This is a genomic window from Pseudomonas sp. Ost2 (assembly GCF_018326065.1).
Classification (GTDB): domain Bacteria; phylum Pseudomonadota; class Gammaproteobacteria; order Pseudomonadales; family Pseudomonadaceae; genus Aquipseudomonas; species Aquipseudomonas gingeri.
Window position 1 is genome coordinate 1,864,563 of sequence record NZ_AP021904.1, and the last position, 18,461, is coordinate 1,883,023.

The 18,461-nt window shown below is 63.0% G+C and carries 13 protein-coding genes; 8 read left to right on the forward strand and 5 right to left on the reverse strand.

The window, feature by feature from the left end:
• Positions 1–185: 185 nt before the first annotated feature.
• Genes KI243_RS08255 through KI243_RS08265 form a run of 3 tightly spaced genes read right to left on the reverse strand, consistent with a single transcriptional unit; the run spans position 186 to position 3,249 of the window.
• Entirely contained in the window at positions 186–1,172 is a 987-nt protein-coding gene (locus KI243_RS08255) for an alpha-L-glutamate ligase-like protein (protein ID WP_017128037.1), read from the reverse strand.
• A complete protein-coding gene (locus tag KI243_RS08260) occupies positions 1,172–2,704 on the reverse strand; it encodes an inactive transglutaminase family protein (RefSeq protein WP_017128038.1) in 1,533 nt (510 codons plus the stop codon). The genes KI243_RS08255 and KI243_RS08260 overlap by 1 nt, the downstream gene beginning before the upstream one ends.
• Positions 2,705–2,709: 5 nt before the next feature.
• On the reverse strand, positions 2,710–3,249 hold the full coding sequence (locus KI243_RS08265; RefSeq protein ID WP_177085218.1) for an ATP-dependent zinc protease: 540 nt from the start codon (positions 3,247–3,249) through the stop codon (positions 2,710–2,712).
• A gap of 294 nt (positions 3,250–3,543) precedes the next feature.
• On the opposite strand from KI243_RS08265, the gene KI243_RS08270 reads away from it, so the two are divergent.
• The 6 genes from KI243_RS08270 (at position 3,544) to prpD (ending at position 12,194) form a co-directional block, all read left to right on the forward strand.
• Positions 3,544–4,266, forward strand: coding sequence for a GntR family transcriptional regulator (locus KI243_RS08270; protein ID WP_017128040.1), 723 nt, complete (start codon positions 3,544–3,546; stop codon positions 4,264–4,266).
• Positions 4,263–5,153, forward strand: a complete 891-nt coding sequence (prpB, locus tag KI243_RS08275; RefSeq protein WP_212810675.1) for a methylisocitrate lyase — start codon at positions 4,263–4,265, stop codon at positions 5,151–5,153. The genes KI243_RS08270 and prpB overlap by 4 nt, the downstream gene beginning before the upstream one ends.
• Positions 5,154–5,208: 55 nt before the next feature.
• A complete protein-coding gene (gene prpC, locus KI243_RS08280) occupies positions 5,209–6,336 on the forward strand; it encodes a 2-methylcitrate synthase (RefSeq protein WP_212810676.1) in 1,128 nt (375 codons plus the stop codon).
• A 203-nt stretch (positions 6,337–6,539) separates the two neighbouring features.
• A complete protein-coding gene (gene acnD, locus KI243_RS08285) occupies positions 6,540–9,134 on the forward strand; it encodes a Fe/S-dependent 2-methylisocitrate dehydratase AcnD (protein ID WP_212810677.1) in 2,595 nt (864 codons plus the stop codon).
• Positions 9,135–9,298: 164 nt separating this feature from the next.
• The gene (gene prpF, locus KI243_RS08290; RefSeq protein ID WP_212810678.1) at positions 9,299–10,489 is read left to right on the forward strand and encodes a 2-methylaconitate cis-trans isomerase PrpF; all 1,191 of its coding nucleotides are present in this window, start codon (positions 9,299–9,301) and stop codon (positions 10,487–10,489) included.
• A 220-nt stretch (positions 10,490–10,709) separates the two neighbouring features.
• Complete coding sequence (prpD, locus tag KI243_RS08295) at positions 10,710–12,194, forward strand: 2-methylcitrate dehydratase (protein WP_178989919.1); 1,485 nt, start codon at positions 10,710–10,712, stop codon at positions 12,192–12,194.
• Positions 12,195–12,565: 371 nt separating this feature from the next.
• Here prpD and KI243_RS08300 read toward each other — a convergent pair whose 3' ends face one another.
• A complete protein-coding gene (locus KI243_RS08300; RefSeq protein ID WP_212810679.1) occupies positions 12,566–13,507 on the reverse strand; it encodes an EamA family transporter in 942 nt (313 codons plus the stop codon).
• A 92-nt stretch (positions 13,508–13,599) separates the two neighbouring features.
• On the opposite strand from KI243_RS08300, the gene KI243_RS08305 reads away from it, so the two are divergent.
• Positions 13,600–15,027 carry a PLP-dependent aminotransferase family protein gene (locus KI243_RS08305; protein WP_177119218.1) on the forward strand — a complete coding sequence of 476 codons (1,428 nt, stop codon included), beginning with the start codon at positions 13,600–13,602 and terminating at the stop codon, positions 15,025–15,027.
• On the opposite strand, the gene KI243_RS08310 is transcribed toward KI243_RS08305, so the two are convergent.
• A complete protein-coding gene (locus tag KI243_RS08310; protein WP_017128048.1) occupies positions 15,020–15,838 on the reverse strand; it encodes a pyruvate, water dikinase regulatory protein in 819 nt (272 codons plus the stop codon). The genes KI243_RS08305 and KI243_RS08310 overlap by 8 nt on opposite strands.
• 174 nt (positions 15,839–16,012) lie before the next feature.
• Here KI243_RS08310 and ppsA point away from each other — a divergent pair, with 174 nt between their 5' ends.
• On the forward strand, positions 16,013–18,388 hold the full coding sequence (gene ppsA, locus KI243_RS08315; RefSeq protein ID WP_042936160.1) for a phosphoenolpyruvate synthase: 2,376 nt from the start codon (positions 16,013–16,015) through the stop codon (positions 18,386–18,388).
• Positions 18,389–18,461 lie beyond the last annotated feature (73 nt).

Consider the following 18,461-nt stretch of genomic DNA (forward strand, 5'->3'; position numbering starts at 1 on the left):
TTGGCGCGCGGACGGCGATTGTAGTCCCCTGCAGGCGTCGCTCCTAGAGGGGTGTCGGTGATGGGCATATCGATGGCCGCACATTTTTTGGGGAAGGGCTTATGTGGCTTTGTGGAAGGGCATGATGTGGCAATGCTGCTGGTGTGGGGGGGGGCGGGCAAGCCCGCTCCCGCAAAGTCATGGATTCAGGCACCCTTGGGCGGCACGTGGCCGAACATGTCCTGGACGAAGCGCACCCGCTCTTCCGGGGTTTCGCTGATCCCGGCGGCGGCCAGTTGCTCCAGGTGGGCTTCCACGGCATGGGCGCGAGTGGTCAGGCCGCAGTCGTTGGCAATCTGGATATTCAGCCCGGGGCGGGCGTTGAGTTCGAGGATCAGCGGGCCCTTGTCCTGGTCCAGGACCATGTCCACACCGATGTACCCCAGGCCGCACAGCTCGTAGCAACCGGCGGCCAGCTTCATGAAACCGTCCCAGTTCGGCAGTTGCACGCCGTCCACCGCATTGGTGGTGTCGGGGTGCTTGCGGATGATGTTGTTCAGCCAGGTGCCGCGCAGGGTCAGGCCCGTTGCCAGGTCGACGCCGACGCCGATGGCGCCCTGGTGCAGGTTGGCCTTGCCGTTGGACTGGCGCGTCGGCAGGCGCAGCATGGCCATCACCGGGTAGCCCATCAGCACGATGATGCGGATGTCCGGCACGCCTTCGTAGCTGATGCTCCTGAAGATCTGGTCAGGGGTCACCCGGTATTCGATCAGCGCTCGATCGCGGTGGCCGCCCAGGGAGTAGAGGCCGGTAAGGATACTGGAAACCTGGTGCTCGATTTCCTCATGGCTGATGATCCGTCCGGAAATCGTCCGGTAGCGGCCTTCGAAACGGTCGGCGATCACCAGGATGCCATCGCCGCCGGCGCCCTGGGCCGGCTTGATGACGAAGTCGCTGCGTCCGCCGATGATCTCGCCGAGCTTGTCGATATCCTTTTCCGTGGAGATCACGCCGTACATTTCCGGCACATGGATACCGGCCTTGATCGCCCGTTCCTTGGTGATGATCTTGTCATCGACGATCGGGTACAGGCTGCGCTTGTTGTACTTGAGCACATAGTCGGCGTTACGCCGGTTGATCCCCATGATGCCCTTGGCTTCCAGGGCCTTCCAGGTTTTCCACAGGCCGAACATCAGGCGTCGTCCTTGAGGAAGGCCTTGAAGCGCACCAGTTCGGTCAGGCGATAACCACGATAGCGACCCATGGCCAGCATGAAGCCCACCAGGATCAGCAGGATCGCCGGGAAGGTGAAGACGAAGTACACCAGCTCCGGCACGCTCATGATCAGGTGCGCCAGGGAGGCGGCGAACAGGGTACCGATCGCGACTTTCATCGCATGGCCGCCGCCACGCTCTTCCCAGGTAATGGACAGGCGTTCGATGGTCATGGTCAGGATCACCATCGGGAACAGTGCTACCGACAGGCCGCGCTCCAGGCCGAGCTTGTGGCTGAACAGGCTGATGGCGGCGATCAGCACCACGACGAAGGTCAGCACCACCGACAGCCGCGGCAGCATCTGCAGCTTCAGGTGCTCCAGGTAGGAACGCAGCGACAGGCCCAGCGCAGTGATGATGGTGAACAGGACGATGCCGAAGCCCAGCTGGGTTTCGCGGAAGGCCAGGGCGATCAGCACCGGGGTGAAGGTGCCGAGGGTCTGCAGGCCGATCAGGTTGCGCAGGATCAGGATCACCAGTACGCCGATCGGGATCATCACCATGATCATGAAGGTCTGCTGGGTTTGCAGCGGCAGGCCGTAGAGAGAGTATTCGAGGAAGTTGGCGTCGGAGTTCTCGTCGGTCAGCTTGGCCAGGCGGATGGCGTTCATCTCGCTGTTGTTCAGGCTGAAATTGACGCTGGCCTTCTTGCCGCCTTCGACGGTAATCAGGTTGTCATCGCCGGTCCACCACAGCAGGCGGTCGCTGGGAAGGCCCTGTTCGCCGGTGTCCGGGTTGAAGTACAGCCAGTCGTTGCCATTGAAGCTGCGCAACCACAGTTCCGGAGTCTGCGGCTGGTCGGCCACCAGGCGGATGGTGTGGACCTTTTCCAGCGGGACGTGGGCGATGGACAGCAGCAGTTCGATGATCTGTGCCTTGTGCGGCGTCGACGGATCGCCCGCCAGCAGCAGCTTGACGTTGTCGTCGTTGAGGTTGTTGACCCGCTTGATGGTTTCGCCGATGAAGGTCTCGACATCCGCCGAGTGCTGGCGGATGGGCGCGAGCAGGGCTTCGGCGGCGATCTTTTCCGGGCCTTCGATGGCCATGCTGTCGCGGAAGGTCGGACCCTTGACCTTGGGTTTTTCACCGGTGTAGCGCTTGGTCAGCACCAGGCGGTAATACAGGGTCTGCTTGCCGCTGACCCGCCGTGCCGACCAGGTGACCTTGCGGTTGCCGTCGGTGCGATTGACGCTCACGCCGTAGTTGTTGGAAATGAAGCTCTCGTTGAGGCTGACGTAGTCGCGGCTCAGCGGTGGCACGAACATCTGGATCTTCACCGGGTCCTTGCTCGCGGCGATGAACTCCACCTTGGCGTCGATGTTCCACAGGTCGTCCGTGGCATCCTCGGTGACCGGAATCCCCAGCACGAAAATCTGATAGGCCGTGACCGAAATACCCAGCGCCACCAGGACGGCGATGAGGATTTTCAGATGGAGGGTAAGAGAACGCATGCGAATTACTCGGCGGTTTGAGCGTCGGCGGTGCAGGCGGGTTTGCCGGCAGCGTATTTAAGGCTGGGGTCGACCAGCGCATCGAAGCGCTTGAGCGCCTCTGAGCCAATCAGAAGCGGGTATTGGAATGCACTTCGGTCGGTCAAGTTCACTTCAATACTGCGTAAAGCCGTACCCATGCAAACATTCAGGGCAATCACCGGGCGGGCGGTATAGGCCTTGTCCTCGTCCGGGTCGTAGTCGCCGGAGCGCCGCTTGATCTTGCTGACACGGGCCAGCGGCAGTTCGATGGGGTGCGAATGGGCCGCGTCGATGGCCAGGTAGAAGCGTACCCAGCTTTCGCCGTCGCGCTTGAAACGCTTGATGTCACGGGCACTGAGAGAGGCGGTCTTGGCCCCGGTGTCGAGCTTGGCCGCGACTTCCAGGTCGATCCCGACCAGGTTGGCATACTCGTTCAGGCCATACACGGTCTTTTCGGTGGCGAGGCCGAGGCCGGGCAGACCGAGCAGGAACAAAAGCAGTAGGGGGAAGGGCTTGAGTCTCATAAATCCTGGCGCGTATCGGGCAATCTTGATTCAAGGTGACTGGCAATACAGCGCAAGCTTCCTCGTGCGTCTGTCAGATAAAGATGACAGGCATGGCATCGTTTGATGCGCGCGGCATTCTAGCATGCTGGTTTTATGGCGCCAGCGCCGGGGAAGCTGGGTGTCGGCTGTCTCTGCCACCCGGGGGCGTTTGCTGGCGCTCTTAGACTATTGTCGACAATACCAATTAATTCTTTGACTGATACGGCCGTATTGGCTAGTTTTGGCGTCATTGATTTCAAAGGTGTCGACAATATGCTGGATGAGCTGGAGCCGGTCGTGACTGTCCAGGAAGATTCGGAGACACTCTCCGAGAACGTCTTCCGGCGCATCCAGGCGGCTATCGTCAAGGGCGAGATCGCCCCCGGCAGCAAGATTTCCGAGCCGGAGCTAGCGCGCACCTATGGCATCAGCCGCGGTCCGCTGCGCGAAGCCATCCATCGCCTGGAAGGCCAGCGCCTGCTGGTGCGCGTGCCCCATGTCGGGGCGCGGGTGGTGTCCCTGAGCCATGCCGAGCTGGTCGAGCTCTATGAAATCCGCGAGTCCCTCGAAGGCATGGCCTGTCGCCTGGCGGCCGAGCGCATGACCAGCGAAGAGATCGAGGAACTGCGCCAGGTGCTGCACACCCACGAGCGCGACGCGGCGTTCCAGGCGGGGGTCGGTTACTACCAGCAGGAGGGTGACTTCGATTTCCACTACCGGATCATCCAGGGGGCCGGCAACCGCACCCTGACCCAGATGCTCTGCGGCGAGCTGTATCAGTTGGTGCGCATGTACCGCATCCAGTTTTCCGCCACGCCCAACCGGCCACGCCAGGCCTTTGCCGAACACCACCGGATTCTCGATGCCATTGCCGATCGCGACGGCGAACTGGCCGAGTTGTTGATGCGCCGCCATATCGGCGCGTCGAAACGCAATATTGCGCGTCACTACCAGGACAGCGCGAAACCGACAGCCACTCCACGAGGTGAGTCATGAGTCAGAAAAACACGCCCGGTCAGCGTTTCCGCGATGCGGTCGCCAGCGAGCATCCGTTGCAAGTGGTCGGTGCGATCAACGCCAACCATGCACTGCTGGCCAAGCGCGCCGGCTTCAAGGCGATCTACCTGTCGGGTGGCGGTGTCGCCGCCGGTTCCCTCGGCGTGCCGGACCTGGGCATCACCGGGCTGGATGACGTGCTGACCGATGTCCGCCGCATCACCGATGTCTGCGACCTGCCGTTGCTGGTGGACGTCGACACCGGCTTCGGTTCCTCGGCGTTCAACGTCGCCCGTACCGTCAAGTCGATGAGCAAGTTCGGCGCGGCGGCGATCCATATCGAAGACCAGGTCGGCGCCAAGCGCTGCGGTCATCGGCCGAACAAGGAAATCGTCTCCCAGCAGGAAATGGTCGACCGCATCAAGGCCGCCGTCGATGCGCGCACCGATGACAGCTTCGTGATCATGGCGCGCACCGATGCGCTGGCCGTGGAAGGGCTGGAATCGGCCCTGGATCGCGCCGCCGCCTGCATCGAGGCCGGCGCCGACATGATCTTCCCGGAAGCCATCACCGAGCTGGAAATGTACAAGCTGTTCGCCAGCCGGGTGAGGGCGCCGATCCTGGCCAATATCACCGAGTTCGGCGCGACGCCGCTGTACACCGTCGAGCAACTGGCGGGCGCCGATGTGTCGCTGGTGCTGTACCCGCTGTCGGCGTTCCGTGCCATGAACAAGGCGGCGGAAAACGTCTACACCGCGATTCGCCGCGACGGCACCCAGGCCAATGTGATCGACACCATGCAGACGCGCATGGAGTTGTACGATCGTATCGACTACCACACCTTCGAGCAGAAGCTCGATGCGTTGTTTGCCCAGAAGAAGGGCTGAAGCCTGATCACCCCACTTGCCGGGTCCCGAATAAATTCAAGAATTGGAGAGAGCAATGGCTGAAGCAAAAGTACTGAGCGGCGCCGGTCTGCGTGGCCAGGTGGCCGGGCAGACGGCCTTGTCCACCGTGGGCCAGGCCGGTGCCGGCCTGACCTATCGCGGTTATGACGTGCGTGAACTGGCCGCCGATGCGCAATTCGAAGAGGTGGCGTACCTGCTGCTGTACGGTGAGCTGCCGACCCGGGCGCAACTCGCCGACTACCAGAACAGGCTGGGCAAGCTGCGCGACCTGCCGCCAGCGCTCAAGGAAGTACTGGAGCGCATCCCCGCCGATGCCCACCCGATGGACGTGATGCGCACCGGTTGCTCGTTCCTGGGCAACATCGAGCCGGAGAAGGACTTCTCCGAACAGCACGACAAGACCGACCGCCTGCTCGCCGCATTCCCGGCGATCATGTGCTACTGGTATCGCTTCAGCCACGACGGCAAGCGCATCGACTGCGTCAGCGACGAGCCATCGATTGGCGGCCATTTCCTGCACTTGTTGCACGGCAGGAAGCCGAGCGAACTGCACGTCAAGGTGATGAACGTGTCGCTGATCCTCTACGCCGAGCACGAATTCAACGCCTCGACCTTTACCGCGCGGGTCTGTGCTTCGACCCTGTCCGACCTGTTCTCCTGTGTCACCGCGGCCATCGGTTCCCTGCGCGGACCGCTGCACGGCGGCGCGAACGAGGCGGCGATGGAAATGATCGAGCGGTTCAGCTCGCCGCAGGAAGCCGTCGAAGGCACCCTCGGCATGCTGGCGCGCAAGGACAAGATCATGGGCTTCGGTCACGCGATCTACAAAGACAGCGATCCGCGCAATGAAGTGATCAAGGCCTGGTCGAAAAAACTCGCTGACGAGGTCGGCGACACCGTGCTGTTCCCGGTCTCCGAAGCCATCGACAAGACCATGTGGGAACAGAAGAAGCTGTTCCCCAACGCCGACTTCTACCATGCCTCGGCGTATCACTTCATGGGCATCCCGACCAAGCTGTTCACCCCGATCTTCGTCTGCTCGCGCCTGACCGGCTGGGCGGCGCATGTATTCGAGCAGCGTGCCAACAACCGCATCATCCGTCCGAGCGCCGAGTACACCGGCGTCGAGCAGCGCAAGTTCGTGCCAATCGAACAACGCTGAATGGCGAGGGCTGACACAGGGGTCTGAAGTTCACCAGGATTCCTGTGGGAGCGGGTTTGCCCGCGATGACCGAGTCACACCCGACAGTGATGTCGACTGACCTGGCGCTATCGCGGGCGAGCCCGCTCCCACAGTGGGTTGTGTTCACTTCAGGTCTGGTGCCAGGCCCCACCCTTTGTAACTACCGTGATCGAGTCCTGACGATGAACACTCAATACCGTAAATCGCTGCCCGGCAGCCCGCTGGATTTCTTCGACGCCCGCGCGGCGGTCGATGCCATCCAGCCCGGGGCCTACGACAGCCTGCCGTACACGTCCCGGGTGCTTGCCGAAAACCTGGTACGGCGCTGCGACCCGGCGACGCTCACCGATTCCCTGAAGCAACTGATCGAGCGCAAGCGCGACCTCGACTTTCCCTGGTTCCCGGCTCGCGTGGTCTGCCATGACATTCTCGGCCAGACCGCCCTGGTCGATCTGGCCGGCCTGCGCGACGCCATCGCCTCCCAGGGTGGCGATCCGGCTCAGGTCAACCCGGTGGTGCCGACGCAGCTGATCGTCGACCACTCCCTGGCCGTGGAGTGCGGCGGTTTCGATCCGGACGCCTTTACCAGGAACCGCGCCATCGAAGACCGTCGCAACGAAGACCGCTTCCATTTCATCGACTGGACCAAGAAGGCGTTCAAGAACGTCGATGTGATCCCGCCGGGCAACGGCATCATGCACCAGATCAACCTGGAGAAGATGTCGCCGGTGATCCAGGCGCGTGACGGCGTGGCCTTTCCCGATACCTGTGTCGGCACCGACAGCCATACGCCCCACGTCGATGCGCTGGGGGTGATCGCCATCGGCGTCGGCGGCCTTGAAGCCGAGAGCGTGATGCTCGGTCGGGCGTCGTGGATGCGCCTGCCGGAAAGCGTCGGCGTCGAACTGACGGGCAAGCTGCAACCGGGCATCACCGCCACCGACATGGTGCTGGCGCTGACCGAGTTCCTGCGCAAGCAGAAAGTCGTCGGGGCCTGGCTGGAGTTCTTCGGTGAAGGTGCCTCGGCACTGACCCTGGGCGACCGCGCGACCATCTCCAACATGGCCCCGGAGTACGGCGCCACGGCGGCGATGTTCTATATCGACCGGCAGACCATCGACTACCTGAAACTCACCGGCCGTGAAGACGCGCAGGTGCAACTGGTCGAAAACTACGCCAGGCATACCGGCCTGTGGGCCGACAGCCTCAAGGATGCGCAGTACGAGCGCGGTCTGCGGTTCGACCTGTCCTCGGTGGTGCGCAACATGGCCGGCCCGAGCAACCCTCATGCCCGTGTCGCCACCAGCGATCTGGCGGCCAAGGGCATTGCCGGCCAGTGGAGCGACGTACCGGGGCAAATGCCCGATGGCGCGGTGATCATCGCCGCCATCACCAGTTGCACCAACACCAGCAACCCGCGCAACGTGATCGCCGCCGGCCTGCTGGCGCGCAATGCCAACAGGCTGGGCCTGAGCCGCAAGCCGTGGGTCAAGTCATCGCTGGCGCCGGGCTCCAAGACCGTGGCGCTGTACCTGGACGAAGCCGGGCTGACCGGCGAACTGGAGCGACTGGGCTTTGGCGTGGTGGCTTTTGCCTGCACCACCTGCAACGGCATGTCCGGTGCGCTGGACCCGGTGATCCAGCAGGAAATCATCGACCGCGATCTTTACGCCACCGCCGTGCTGTCCGGTAACCGCAACTTCGACGGACGTATCCATCCGTACGCCAAGCAGGCCTTCCTCGCGTCGCCGCCGCTGGTGGTGGCCTATGCGATTGCCGGCACCATCCGCTTCGACATCGAGAAGGATGTGCTGGGCCTGGACGCCGAGGGCAAGGAGATCCGCCTCAAGGACATCTGGCCGAGCGACGAGGAGATCGACGCGGTGGTCAAGGCGTCGGTGAAGCCGGAGCAGTTCCGCCAGGTGTACATCCCGATGTTCGCCATCCACGAAGACACCGGACCCAAGGTCACGCCGCTGTACGACTGGCGGCCGATGAGTACCTATATCCGTCGTCCGCCGTACTGGGAGGGCGCCCTGGCCGGTGCGCGACCGCTCAAGGGCATGCGCCCGCTGGCGGTGCTGCCGGACAACATCACCACCGATCACCTGTCGCCGTCCAACGCCATCATGCTCGACAGCGCGGCCGGCGAGTACCTGGCGAAAATGGGCCTGCCGGAAGAGGACTTCAACTCCTACGCGACCCACCGCGGCGATCACCTCACCGCGCAACGGGCGACGTTCGCCAACCCGAAGCTGTTCAACGAAATGGTCGTGGAAAACGGCAAGGTCAAGCAGGGTTCCCTGGCGCGGGTCGAGCCGGAAGGCCAGGTCATGCGCATGTGGGAAGCCATCGAAACCTACATGGAGCGCAAGCAGCCGCTGATCATCATTGCCGGCGCCGACTATGGCCAGGGTTCGTCCCGTGACTGGGCGGCCAAGGGCGTGCGGCTGGCCGGGGTCGAGGCGATTACCGCCGAAGGCTTCGAACGGATCCATCGCACCAACCTGGTGGGCATGGGCGTGTTGCCGCTGGAGTTCATGCCGGGAACCGATCGCAAGACCCTCGGTATCGACGGTACCGAGACCTTCGATGTGATCGGCGAACGGACGCCGCGGGCGATCCTGACCCTGGTGATCCAGCGCCGCAACGGCGAGCGGGTCGACGTGCCGGTGACCTGCCGCCTGGATACCGCCGAAGAAGTCTCGATCTACGAGGCCGGCGGTGTCCTGCAGCGTTTTGCCCAGGACTTCCTCCAATCGGCCACTGCGGGTTGAAGGTGTTGCCGGGGCGGCGAACGAAGCCCCGGCCTTGTTCATGACGGGTCGGTCTGTCAGTGATGGCGATGCAGGATTCCGCGCCGCCATCGCCAGCAAGCCGGCTCCTACAGAGGGGGGGCGTCGCGAAATCGCGTCATGTCCAGACCCCAACAGGAGATTTCATGGCCCATGCAGCGCAAATCAGGATTCCCGCCACCTATATGCGTGGCGGTACCAGCAAAGGGGTGTTCTTCAACCTCGACGACCTGCCGGAAGCGGCACAACTGCCCGGTGCGGCACGGGATGCTTTGCTGTTGCGGGTGATCGGCAGCCCCGACCCGTATGAAAAGCAGATCGACGGCATGGGCGGAGCCACCTCCAGCACCAGCAAGACGGTGATCCTGTCCAGGAGCATCAAGACCGGCCACGATGTCGACTACCTGTTCGGCCAGGTATCGATCGACAAACCGTTTATCGACTGGAGCGGCAACTGCGGCAACCTGTCTGCGGCGGTCGGTTCGTTCGCCATCAGCGCCGGCCTGGTGGATGCCGCGCGTATTCCGCGCAACGGCGTGGCGGTGGTGCGGATCTGGCAGGTGAATATCGGCAAGACCATCATTGCCCATGTACCGATCACCGAGGGGCAGGTCCAGGAAACCGGCGATTTCGAACTCGACGGCGTGACCTTTCCCGCCGCTGAGGTGCAACTCGAATTCATGGACCCGGCGGCCGAGGAAGAGGGCGCGGGCGGTTCGATGTTTCCCACCGGCAATCTGGTGGACGACCTCGAAGTGCCGGGTGTCGGCACCTTCAAGGCGACCCTGATCAACGCCGGCATCCCGACCATCTTCGTCAATGCGGCGGATATCGGCTACACCGGCAGCGAGTTGCAGGGCGATATCAATGGCGATCCCAAGGCCCTGGCGATGTTCGAGACGATCCGCGCCTACGGTGCGGTACGCATGGGGTTGATCGAGCATATCGACGAGGCGGCCAAGCGTCAGCACACACCGAAGGTGGCCTTTGTCGCCCCGCCGGCCAGCTATACCGCGTCGAGTGGCAAGCCGGTGGCGGCGGGCGACCTCGACCTGCTGGTGCGGGCGTTGTCCATGGGCAAGCTGCATCACGCCATGATGGGCACGGCGGCCGTGGCCATCGGTACGGCCGCGGCGATCCCCGGCACCCTGGTCAACCTGGCGGCGGGCGGTGGCGCGCGCAGTTCGGTGCGCTTCGGGCATCCGTCGGGCGCCTTGCGTGTCGGTGCCGAGGCGACCCTGGTCGACGGTGAATGGAGCGTGGTCAAGGCCATCATGAGTCGCAGTGCGCGGGTGCTGATGGAAGGCTGGGTACGTGTGCCCGGTGATGCCTTCTGAGGGCTCGGGATTTTGTGGTGAAGCACAAAACTTGTGGGAGCCGGCTTGTCGGCGATGATGGCCGATCAGGCAATGCAAGGCTCGCGGGCCCCATCGCCAGCAAGCCGGCTCCTACATGAAAGCGCACCGTCCGGAATAATAAGTCGTTTGATAAACCGTTATCAGTCTTGAACCCGAGGCCCGAACCGACCCCATACACCGCTAGCGGAGTGAATCGAAGATGAGCGACAACGTTGATCTGAACAACCGTCCCGACTACGACCAGGTCCTGCAGGACATCGCCGACTATGTGCTCGATTACCGCATCGAGTCGCCGGAGGCGCTGGATACCGCCCGCAACTGCCTGATGGACACCTTGGGTTGCGGCCTCCTGGCCCTGCGCTTTCCCGAGTGCACCAAGCACCTGGGGCCGCTGGTGGAGGGCACCGTGGTGCCGTTCGGGGCCAGGGTGCCCGGCACCCGCTTTTGCCTGGACCCGGTCAAGGCCGCCTGGGATATCGGTTGCATCGTCCGTTGGCTCGACTACAACGACACCTGGCTGGCGGCCGAGTGGGGCCATCCTTCGGATAATCTCGGTGGGATTCTCGCGGTGGCCGATCATCTGTCGCAGAAGCGCCTGGCCAGTGGCGAGGCGCCGCTGACCGTGCGCACGTTGCTGGAAGCGATGATCATGGCCCATGAGATCCAGGGCGTGATCGCTCTGGAAAACTCGTTCAACCGGGTCGGCCTCGACCATGTGCTGCTGGTAAAAGTCGCCTCTACCGCCGTCACCGCCAGGTTGATGGGCGCCAGCCGTGAACAGTTGCTGGCGGCGCTGTCCCATGCCTTTGTCGATGGCCAGGCACTGCGTACCTATCGTCATGCGCCGAATGCCGGCTCGCGCAAATCCTGGGCGGCGGGCGATGCCACCAGTCGTGGCGTACGCCTGGCGGATATCGCCCTGCGTGGGGAGATGGGCATTCCCGGGGTATTGAGCGCGCCGCAATGGGGGTTCTACGACGTGCTGTTCAGCCACACCAACAAGGACCTGGCGCTCAAGCCCGCGGACAAGCGCGGTTTCAGCCTGTCCCAGGGGTACGGCAGCTACGTCATGGAAAACGTGCTGTTCAAGATCAGCTTCCCGGCCGAGTTCCATGCCCAGACCGCCTGCGAGGCGGCGGTGATCCTGCATCCGCTGGTCAGGAACCGGCTGCATGAGATCGACCGGATCGTCATCACCACCCATGAGTCGGCGATCCGCATCATTTCCAAGGTCGGCCAGCTGGCCAATGCCGCCGACCGTGACCACTGTCTCCAGTACATGACGGCGGTGCCGTTGGCTTTCGGCAACCTGGTGGCCGAGCACTACGAGGATGATTTCCACGCGGCCCATCCGATCATCGATGTGTTGCGCGAGAAGATGGTGATAGTCGAGGATCCGCGTTATACCCGCGAATACCTGGAGCCAGACAAGCGTTCGATCGCCAATGCCGTGCAGGTGTTCTTCAAGGATGGCAGCGCCACCGGGCAGGTGGCGGTGGAGTACCCGATCGGCCATCGTCGGCGCCGGGCCGAGGGCATACCGTTGCTGGAAGACAAGTTCAAGGCCAACCTGGCGACGCGCTTCACCGCCCGGCGCAGTGCTGAAATCCTCGCCCTGTGCAAGGACCAGGCGCGGCTGGAGGCCACGCCGGTACAGCGTTTTGTCGATCTGTTCGTGATCTAGGCGTCGGCTTGCCGGCGACGGCGTTCGTACCGGCACCGCAAGCCTCAAGGGCCTCATCGCCGGCAAGCCAGCTCCTACAGGATTCGAGCACGACGCTACTTTGTAGGAGCCGGCTTGCTGGCGATAGCGTTCGTGCAGGCACCGCAAGCCTCAAGGGCTTCATCGCTGGCAAGCCAGCTCCTACAGGATTCGAGCGCGACGCTACTTTGTAGGAGCCGGCTTGCTGGCGATGGCGTTCGTGCAGGCACCGCAAGCCTCACGAGCCCCGTCGCCGGCAAGCCAGCGCCTGCAGGATTCGAGCGTGACGCTACTTTGTAGGAGCCGGCTTGCTGGCGATGAGGCCCTGGAAAGCGCCGCAAGGCCCAAGGACCTCACCGGGCTGCCAGGTATTTCTCCAGTGGCAACTTGGTGATCGCAAAGCCGATCAGCAGGGTCGCCGAATACAGCATCAGGTCCCGAGACACCGGCAGGTTTTCGTACCAGGCGCCGATCAGCACGGCGAACACCGGGAAGATGATGAAGACGAACGACAGGATCACCGGGCTCAGCCGCTTGAGCAGCAGGAAGTAGACGAGAAATCCCCCGACCGAGGCGACCAGCCCCAGGTAGAGCAGCGCGCCCCAGGAACGTGGGGTGATGGCGCCGAACTCCGGCGATTCGAGCCCCAGCCCCGCGACAAACAGCATCAGGCCGGCAATGCCGATGGGCAGGGTGTTGTAGGTGATCACGCTGATGGCCTGGCCCTTCTGCTTGGTGATCACGTAGCACAAGGCGTGCATCACCGCCGTCGCCAGGATCGCCAGTACCCCGAACAGTTCGGCGTGATCCAGGCGCAGGCCCTGGCTGCGCAGGATCATGAACAGGCTGGCAAACCCCACGACAATTCCGCAGACCTGGGACAGATAGATCTTTTCCCGCAGGAACAACGCCGAGAAAATCAGGATGAACACCGGCATGCAACTGAACAGCAGTGCGGTCAGGCCCGAAGAAACATGCAGTTCGCCGTAGTTCAGCAGGTAGTACGGTAGGCTGAAATAGCCGAGGGTGACGAACACGAAGAAGCCACGGCGTTCCCGGGGAAACCACAGCGGTTCCCGGCGCCAGGCGGCAAAGCCGAGGAACAGCGGAAAGGCGATCAGGAAACGCAGTCCGGCGGCGGTCAGGGGCGGGACGCTTTCCACGGCGATCTTGATTCCCAGCCAGGTGGTGCCCCAGCACAGGCAGACAACCAGGAACAGCACGCTGGTCAGCAGGGCGGTGAGGTAGCGGTGCCGTTCGGGGCGAGGGGTGGCAAAGCTGGCTGAAATTGACATGGTGTCATTTCTCCCAAAAACAGCGTGAATAAACCGTTCAATCGGCTAGAATGAGTCATTGAATGGGTAAATTCACAGTATTGAGGTCGCCAATGACTGTCAAAAACTATAATGACATGGTGCCAATGTTGCGCGCCGGATTGCTGGACGGCCAGGGCCTCAAGTACAAGCGCATCAGCGATGTGATCGAGCGGGGCATCGAGGAAGGTGTCATTGCCCCCGGCACCAAGCTGCCGCCCCATCGACGGCTGTCCGATCAACTGGGGGTCACCGTGGCTACCGTCAGTCGTGCCTATGGCGAACTGGAACGCCTGGGCAGGGTGGTGGCGCGGATCGGCGACGGCACCTTTGTTCGTGATCGTGCCCGTGAGCAGCAGCGCGACCGGGGTTTTCGCCATCCCGGCGAGGGCGTCCACGCGTATTTCGACATGAGCCGCAACACGCATATTCCCGGCGCCGAGGCCGAGTGTTTTGCCCGCAGCCTGCAGGCCCTGGCGAGTGATCCGCAGGTGCTTGCCGCGTTGGCCAACTATGCCCCGGAGGTCGGATTCGAGCGGCATCGCCAGGCCGGTGCCCGGTGGTTGAGCCATGGCGGCTTTGTCGCCAGTGCGCAGCAGGTGGTGTGCGTCAACGGCGGCCAGCACGGCCTGCTCAGTGCGATGCTCGGGTTATTGAAATCGGGGGATACGCTGGTCACGGAAAACCTGAGTTATCCGGGCCTGATCAGTGCGGCGCGCTTGCTGGGCATCCGCCTGATCGGCGTCGAAATGGATGCCGAGGGCCTGTTGCCGCAAGCCGTCGAAGAGGCCTGCCGCGGCCATCGGATTTCCGCGTTGTATTGCACGCCGACCTTGCAGAATCCGATCGCCAGCGTGCAATCGTTCGAGCGGCGCCAGGCACTGGTCGAGGTCTGTCGCCGGCACAACCTGCTGATTATCGAGGATGAAACCCATGGTGTGCTGGTGCAGGACCGGCCGGAGCCGCTGAGCTTTTTCGCCCCGGAGCGCACCATCCTGATCGGCAGCCTGAGCAAGGCGGTGGCCGCCGGGCTGCGGGTCGGCTACGTGCATGGGCCGCAGGCGCTGATCGCACGGCTGGCCGGTGGCCTGCGGGCCAGTTGCTGGATGGCCACGCCGTTGATGCATGAACTGGCGGCGCAGTGGATCGAAGACGGCGATGCGCAGGCGTTGCTGGCGCACCAAGTGGTGGAGATCAGCCGGCGCAAGGCACTGGTCGAGGGTTTGCTGGCGGGGCTGGAGTACCGCACTCACGCCAACAGTCCGCATTTCTGGATCAGCGTGCCGCAATCGCTGCGCGCCTCGGAAGTGGAGTCGGCGCTCAAGGAGCGCGGTTATCTGATCGCCACGGCGGAACTCTTTGCCGTCGGTCACGGCGCGGCGGCCCAGTGCGTGCGGGCCAGTGTGTGCAATACCACGGGGGACGACCGGCAATTGCAGGCCGGGTTCGCGGCGCTGGCCCAGGTACTCGAGCAGGATCGCCTGCCCGGCCAGGTTATTTGAAGCGCCGCTCCACGCCTTTTTCCACGAGGATTTTCGCCGAGATCTCTTCCACGGAAAAATGCGTGGAGTTGATGTGCGGGATATTTTCCCGGCGGAACAGGTTTTCCACTTCGCGCACTTCGAATTCGCACTGGGCGTAGCTCGAATAGCGGCTGTTGGGCTTGCGTTCGTTGCGGATGGCGGTGAGGCGGTCCGGGTCGATGGTCAGGCCGAACAGCTTGTGCTGGTGGGCGCGCAGGGCGGCCGGCAGTTGCAGGCGCTCCATGTCGTCTTCGGTCAGCGGATAGTTGGCCGCACGGATGCCGAACTGCATCGCCATGTACAGGCAGGTCGGGGTCTTGCCGCAGCGCGACACGCCCACCAGGATCAGGTCGGCCTTGTCGTAGTAGTGGGTGCGGGCGCCGTCGTCGTTGTCGAGGGCGAAGTTCACCGCCTCGATCCGCTCCATGTAGTTGGAGTTGCCGCCGATGGAGTGGGACTTGCCCACGGAGTAGGAGGAGTGTTCGCTCAGCTCCTGTTCCAGCGGGGCGAGGAAGGTGGAAAAGATGTCGATCATGAAACCATTGGACGTTGCGAGGATCTCACGAATGTCCTGGTTGACGATGGTATCGAAGATGATCGGGCGAAATCCGTCCTTTTCGGCGGCATTGTTGATCTTCTGGACCATGGCCCGGGCTTTTTCCACGCTGTCGATATAAGGTTGCGTGGATTTGGCGAAGGTAATGTTTTCGAACTGCGCCAGCAGGCTTTGACCCAGGGTTTCGGCGGTGATGCCGGTGCCATCGGAGATAAAGAACGCAGATCGTTTCATTTGCACCTTGGGCCTTAAGCTGATGACGATTCTTGGATATGATAGGCGCGATTTGCCCATCTGGAATGACGGGCATTCTCACTTATTTTCCAGGTCCAGGCCACATAGCGGATCAACCTGCCACAGAGCAGCCCGCTCCTGAGCTTTTCCAACACAGTTAGTGGAGAGATCACCTTGGTAGAGTACGTAGTTTCCCTCGATAAGCTCGGCGTCCATGATGTGGAGCACGTAGGGGGCAAGAACGCATCCCTGGGCGAGATGATCAGTAACCTCGCGGGTGCCGGTGTGTCGGTCCCCGGCGGCTTTGCCACTACGGCTCAGGCGTATCGTGATTTTCTCGAACTCAGTGGCCTGAACGACCAGATCCATGCCGCGCTGGATGCGCTGGATGTGGACGACGTCAACGCCCTGGCGAAAACCGGTGCACAGATCCGCCAGTGGATCATGGAGGCCGAGTTCCCCGAGAAGCTCAATGCCGAGATCCGTACCGCCTTCGCCACGCTGTCGGCGGGCAATCCGGACATGGCTGTGGCCGTGCGTTCCTCGGCCACCGCCGAAGACCTGCCGGACGCCTCCTTCGCCGGCCAGCAGGAAACCTTCCTGAACATCCGCGGCGTGGAAAACGTCATTCGCGCGGCCAAGGAAGTGTTTGCCTCGCTGTTCAACGACCGCGCCATTTCCTACCGCGTGCACCAGGGCTTCGACCACAAGCTGGTGGCCCTGTCCGCCGGTGTGCAGCGCATGGTGCGTTCGGAAACCGGCACTGCCGGCGTGATGTTCACCCTCGATACCGAGTCGGGCTTCCGTGACGTGGTGTTCATCACCGGCGCCTACGGCCTGGGTGAAACCGTCGTCCAGGGCGCGGTGAACCCGGATGAGTTCTACGTCCACAAGGGCACCCTCGAAGCCGGCCGGCCAGCCATCCTGCGCCGCAACCTGGGCAGCAAGGCGATCAAGATGATCTACGGCGACGAGGCCAAGGCCGGTCGTTCGGTCAAGACCGTCGACGTCGACAAGGCCGATCGCGCGCGTTTCTGCCTGAGCGATGCCGAAGTCAGCGAGCTGGCCAAGCAGGCGATGATCATCGAGAAGCACTACCAGTGCCCGATGGACATCGAGTGGGCCAAGGACGGTGACGACGGCAAGCTGTACATCGTCCAGGCCCGTCCGGAAACCGTGAAGAGCCGCACCCAGGCGAACGTCATGGAGCGCTACCTGCTCAAGGAAACCGGCACCGTGCTGGTGGAAGGTCGCGCCATCGGCCAGCGCATCGGCGCCGGCAAGGTACGGATCATCAAGGACGTGTCCGAGATGGACAAGGTCCAGGCCGGTGACGTACTGGTCTCCGACATGACCGACCCGGACTGGGAACCGGTGATGAAGCGCGCCAGCGCCATCGTCACCAACCGTGGCGGGCGTACCTGCCACGCGGCGATCATCGCCCGTGAACTGGGGATCCCCGCGGTCGTGGGGTGTGGCAATGCCACCGAGCTGCTGAAAGACGGCCAGGGCGTGACCGTTTCCTGTGCCGAAGGCGATACCGGCTATATCTTCGAAGGCGAACTGGGCTTCGATATCAAGAAGAACTCCGTCGATGCCATGCCGGAGCTGCCGTTCAAGATCATGATGAACGTCGGCAATCCGGACCGCGCCTTCGACTTCGCGCAGTTGCCGAACGCCGGTGTGGGCCTGGCCCGCCTGGAATTCATCATCAACCGCATGATCGGCGTGCACCCCAAGGCGCTGCTGAACTACGCCGGGCTGCCGCTGGAAATCAAGGAAAGCGTCGACAAGCGCATCGCCGGCTACGACGATCCGGTCGGTTTCTATGTCGAGAAGCTGGTCGAGGGCATCAGCACCCTGGCTGCCGCGTTCTGGCCGAAAAAGGTCATCGTGCGCCTGTCGGACTTCAAGTCCAACGAATACGCCAACCTGATCGGCGGCAAGCTCTACGAGCCGGAAGAAGAAAACCCGATGCTGGGTTTCCGTGGCGCCTCGCGCTACATCAGCGAATCGTTCCGCGACTGCTTCGAGCTCGAGTGCCGTGCGCTCAAGCGCGTGCGCAACGAAATGGGCCTGACCAACGTCGAGATCATGGTGCCGTTCGTCCGTACCCTCGGCGAAGCCAGCCAGGTGGTCGACCTGCTGGCCGCCAATGGCCTGGCCCGCGGCCAGGACGGCCTGCGCGTGATCATGATGTGCGAACTGCCTTCCAACGCGATCCTGGCCGATGAGTTCCTCGAATACTTCGACGGCTTCTCCATCGGTTCCAACGACCTGACCCAGCTGACCCTGGGGCTGGACCGCGACTCCGGGATCATCGCGCACCTGTTCGACGAGCGTAACCCGGCGGTCAAGAAGCTGCTGTCCAACGCCATCCAGGCGTGCAACAAGGCCGGCAAGTACATCGGCATCTGTGGCCAGGGACCTTCTGATCACCCGGATCTGGCGCTGTGGCTGATGGAGCAGGGCATCGAAAGCGTTTCCCTGAATCCCGATACCGTGCTGGAAACCTGGTTCTTCCTGGCTGAAGGCCAGGCCCAGGCCTGACCTCCCCCCTTTGCAGGCGCTGGCTTGCCAGCGATGGCGTCCGGAAGGTCGATACAAGACCCTCTGGCCCATC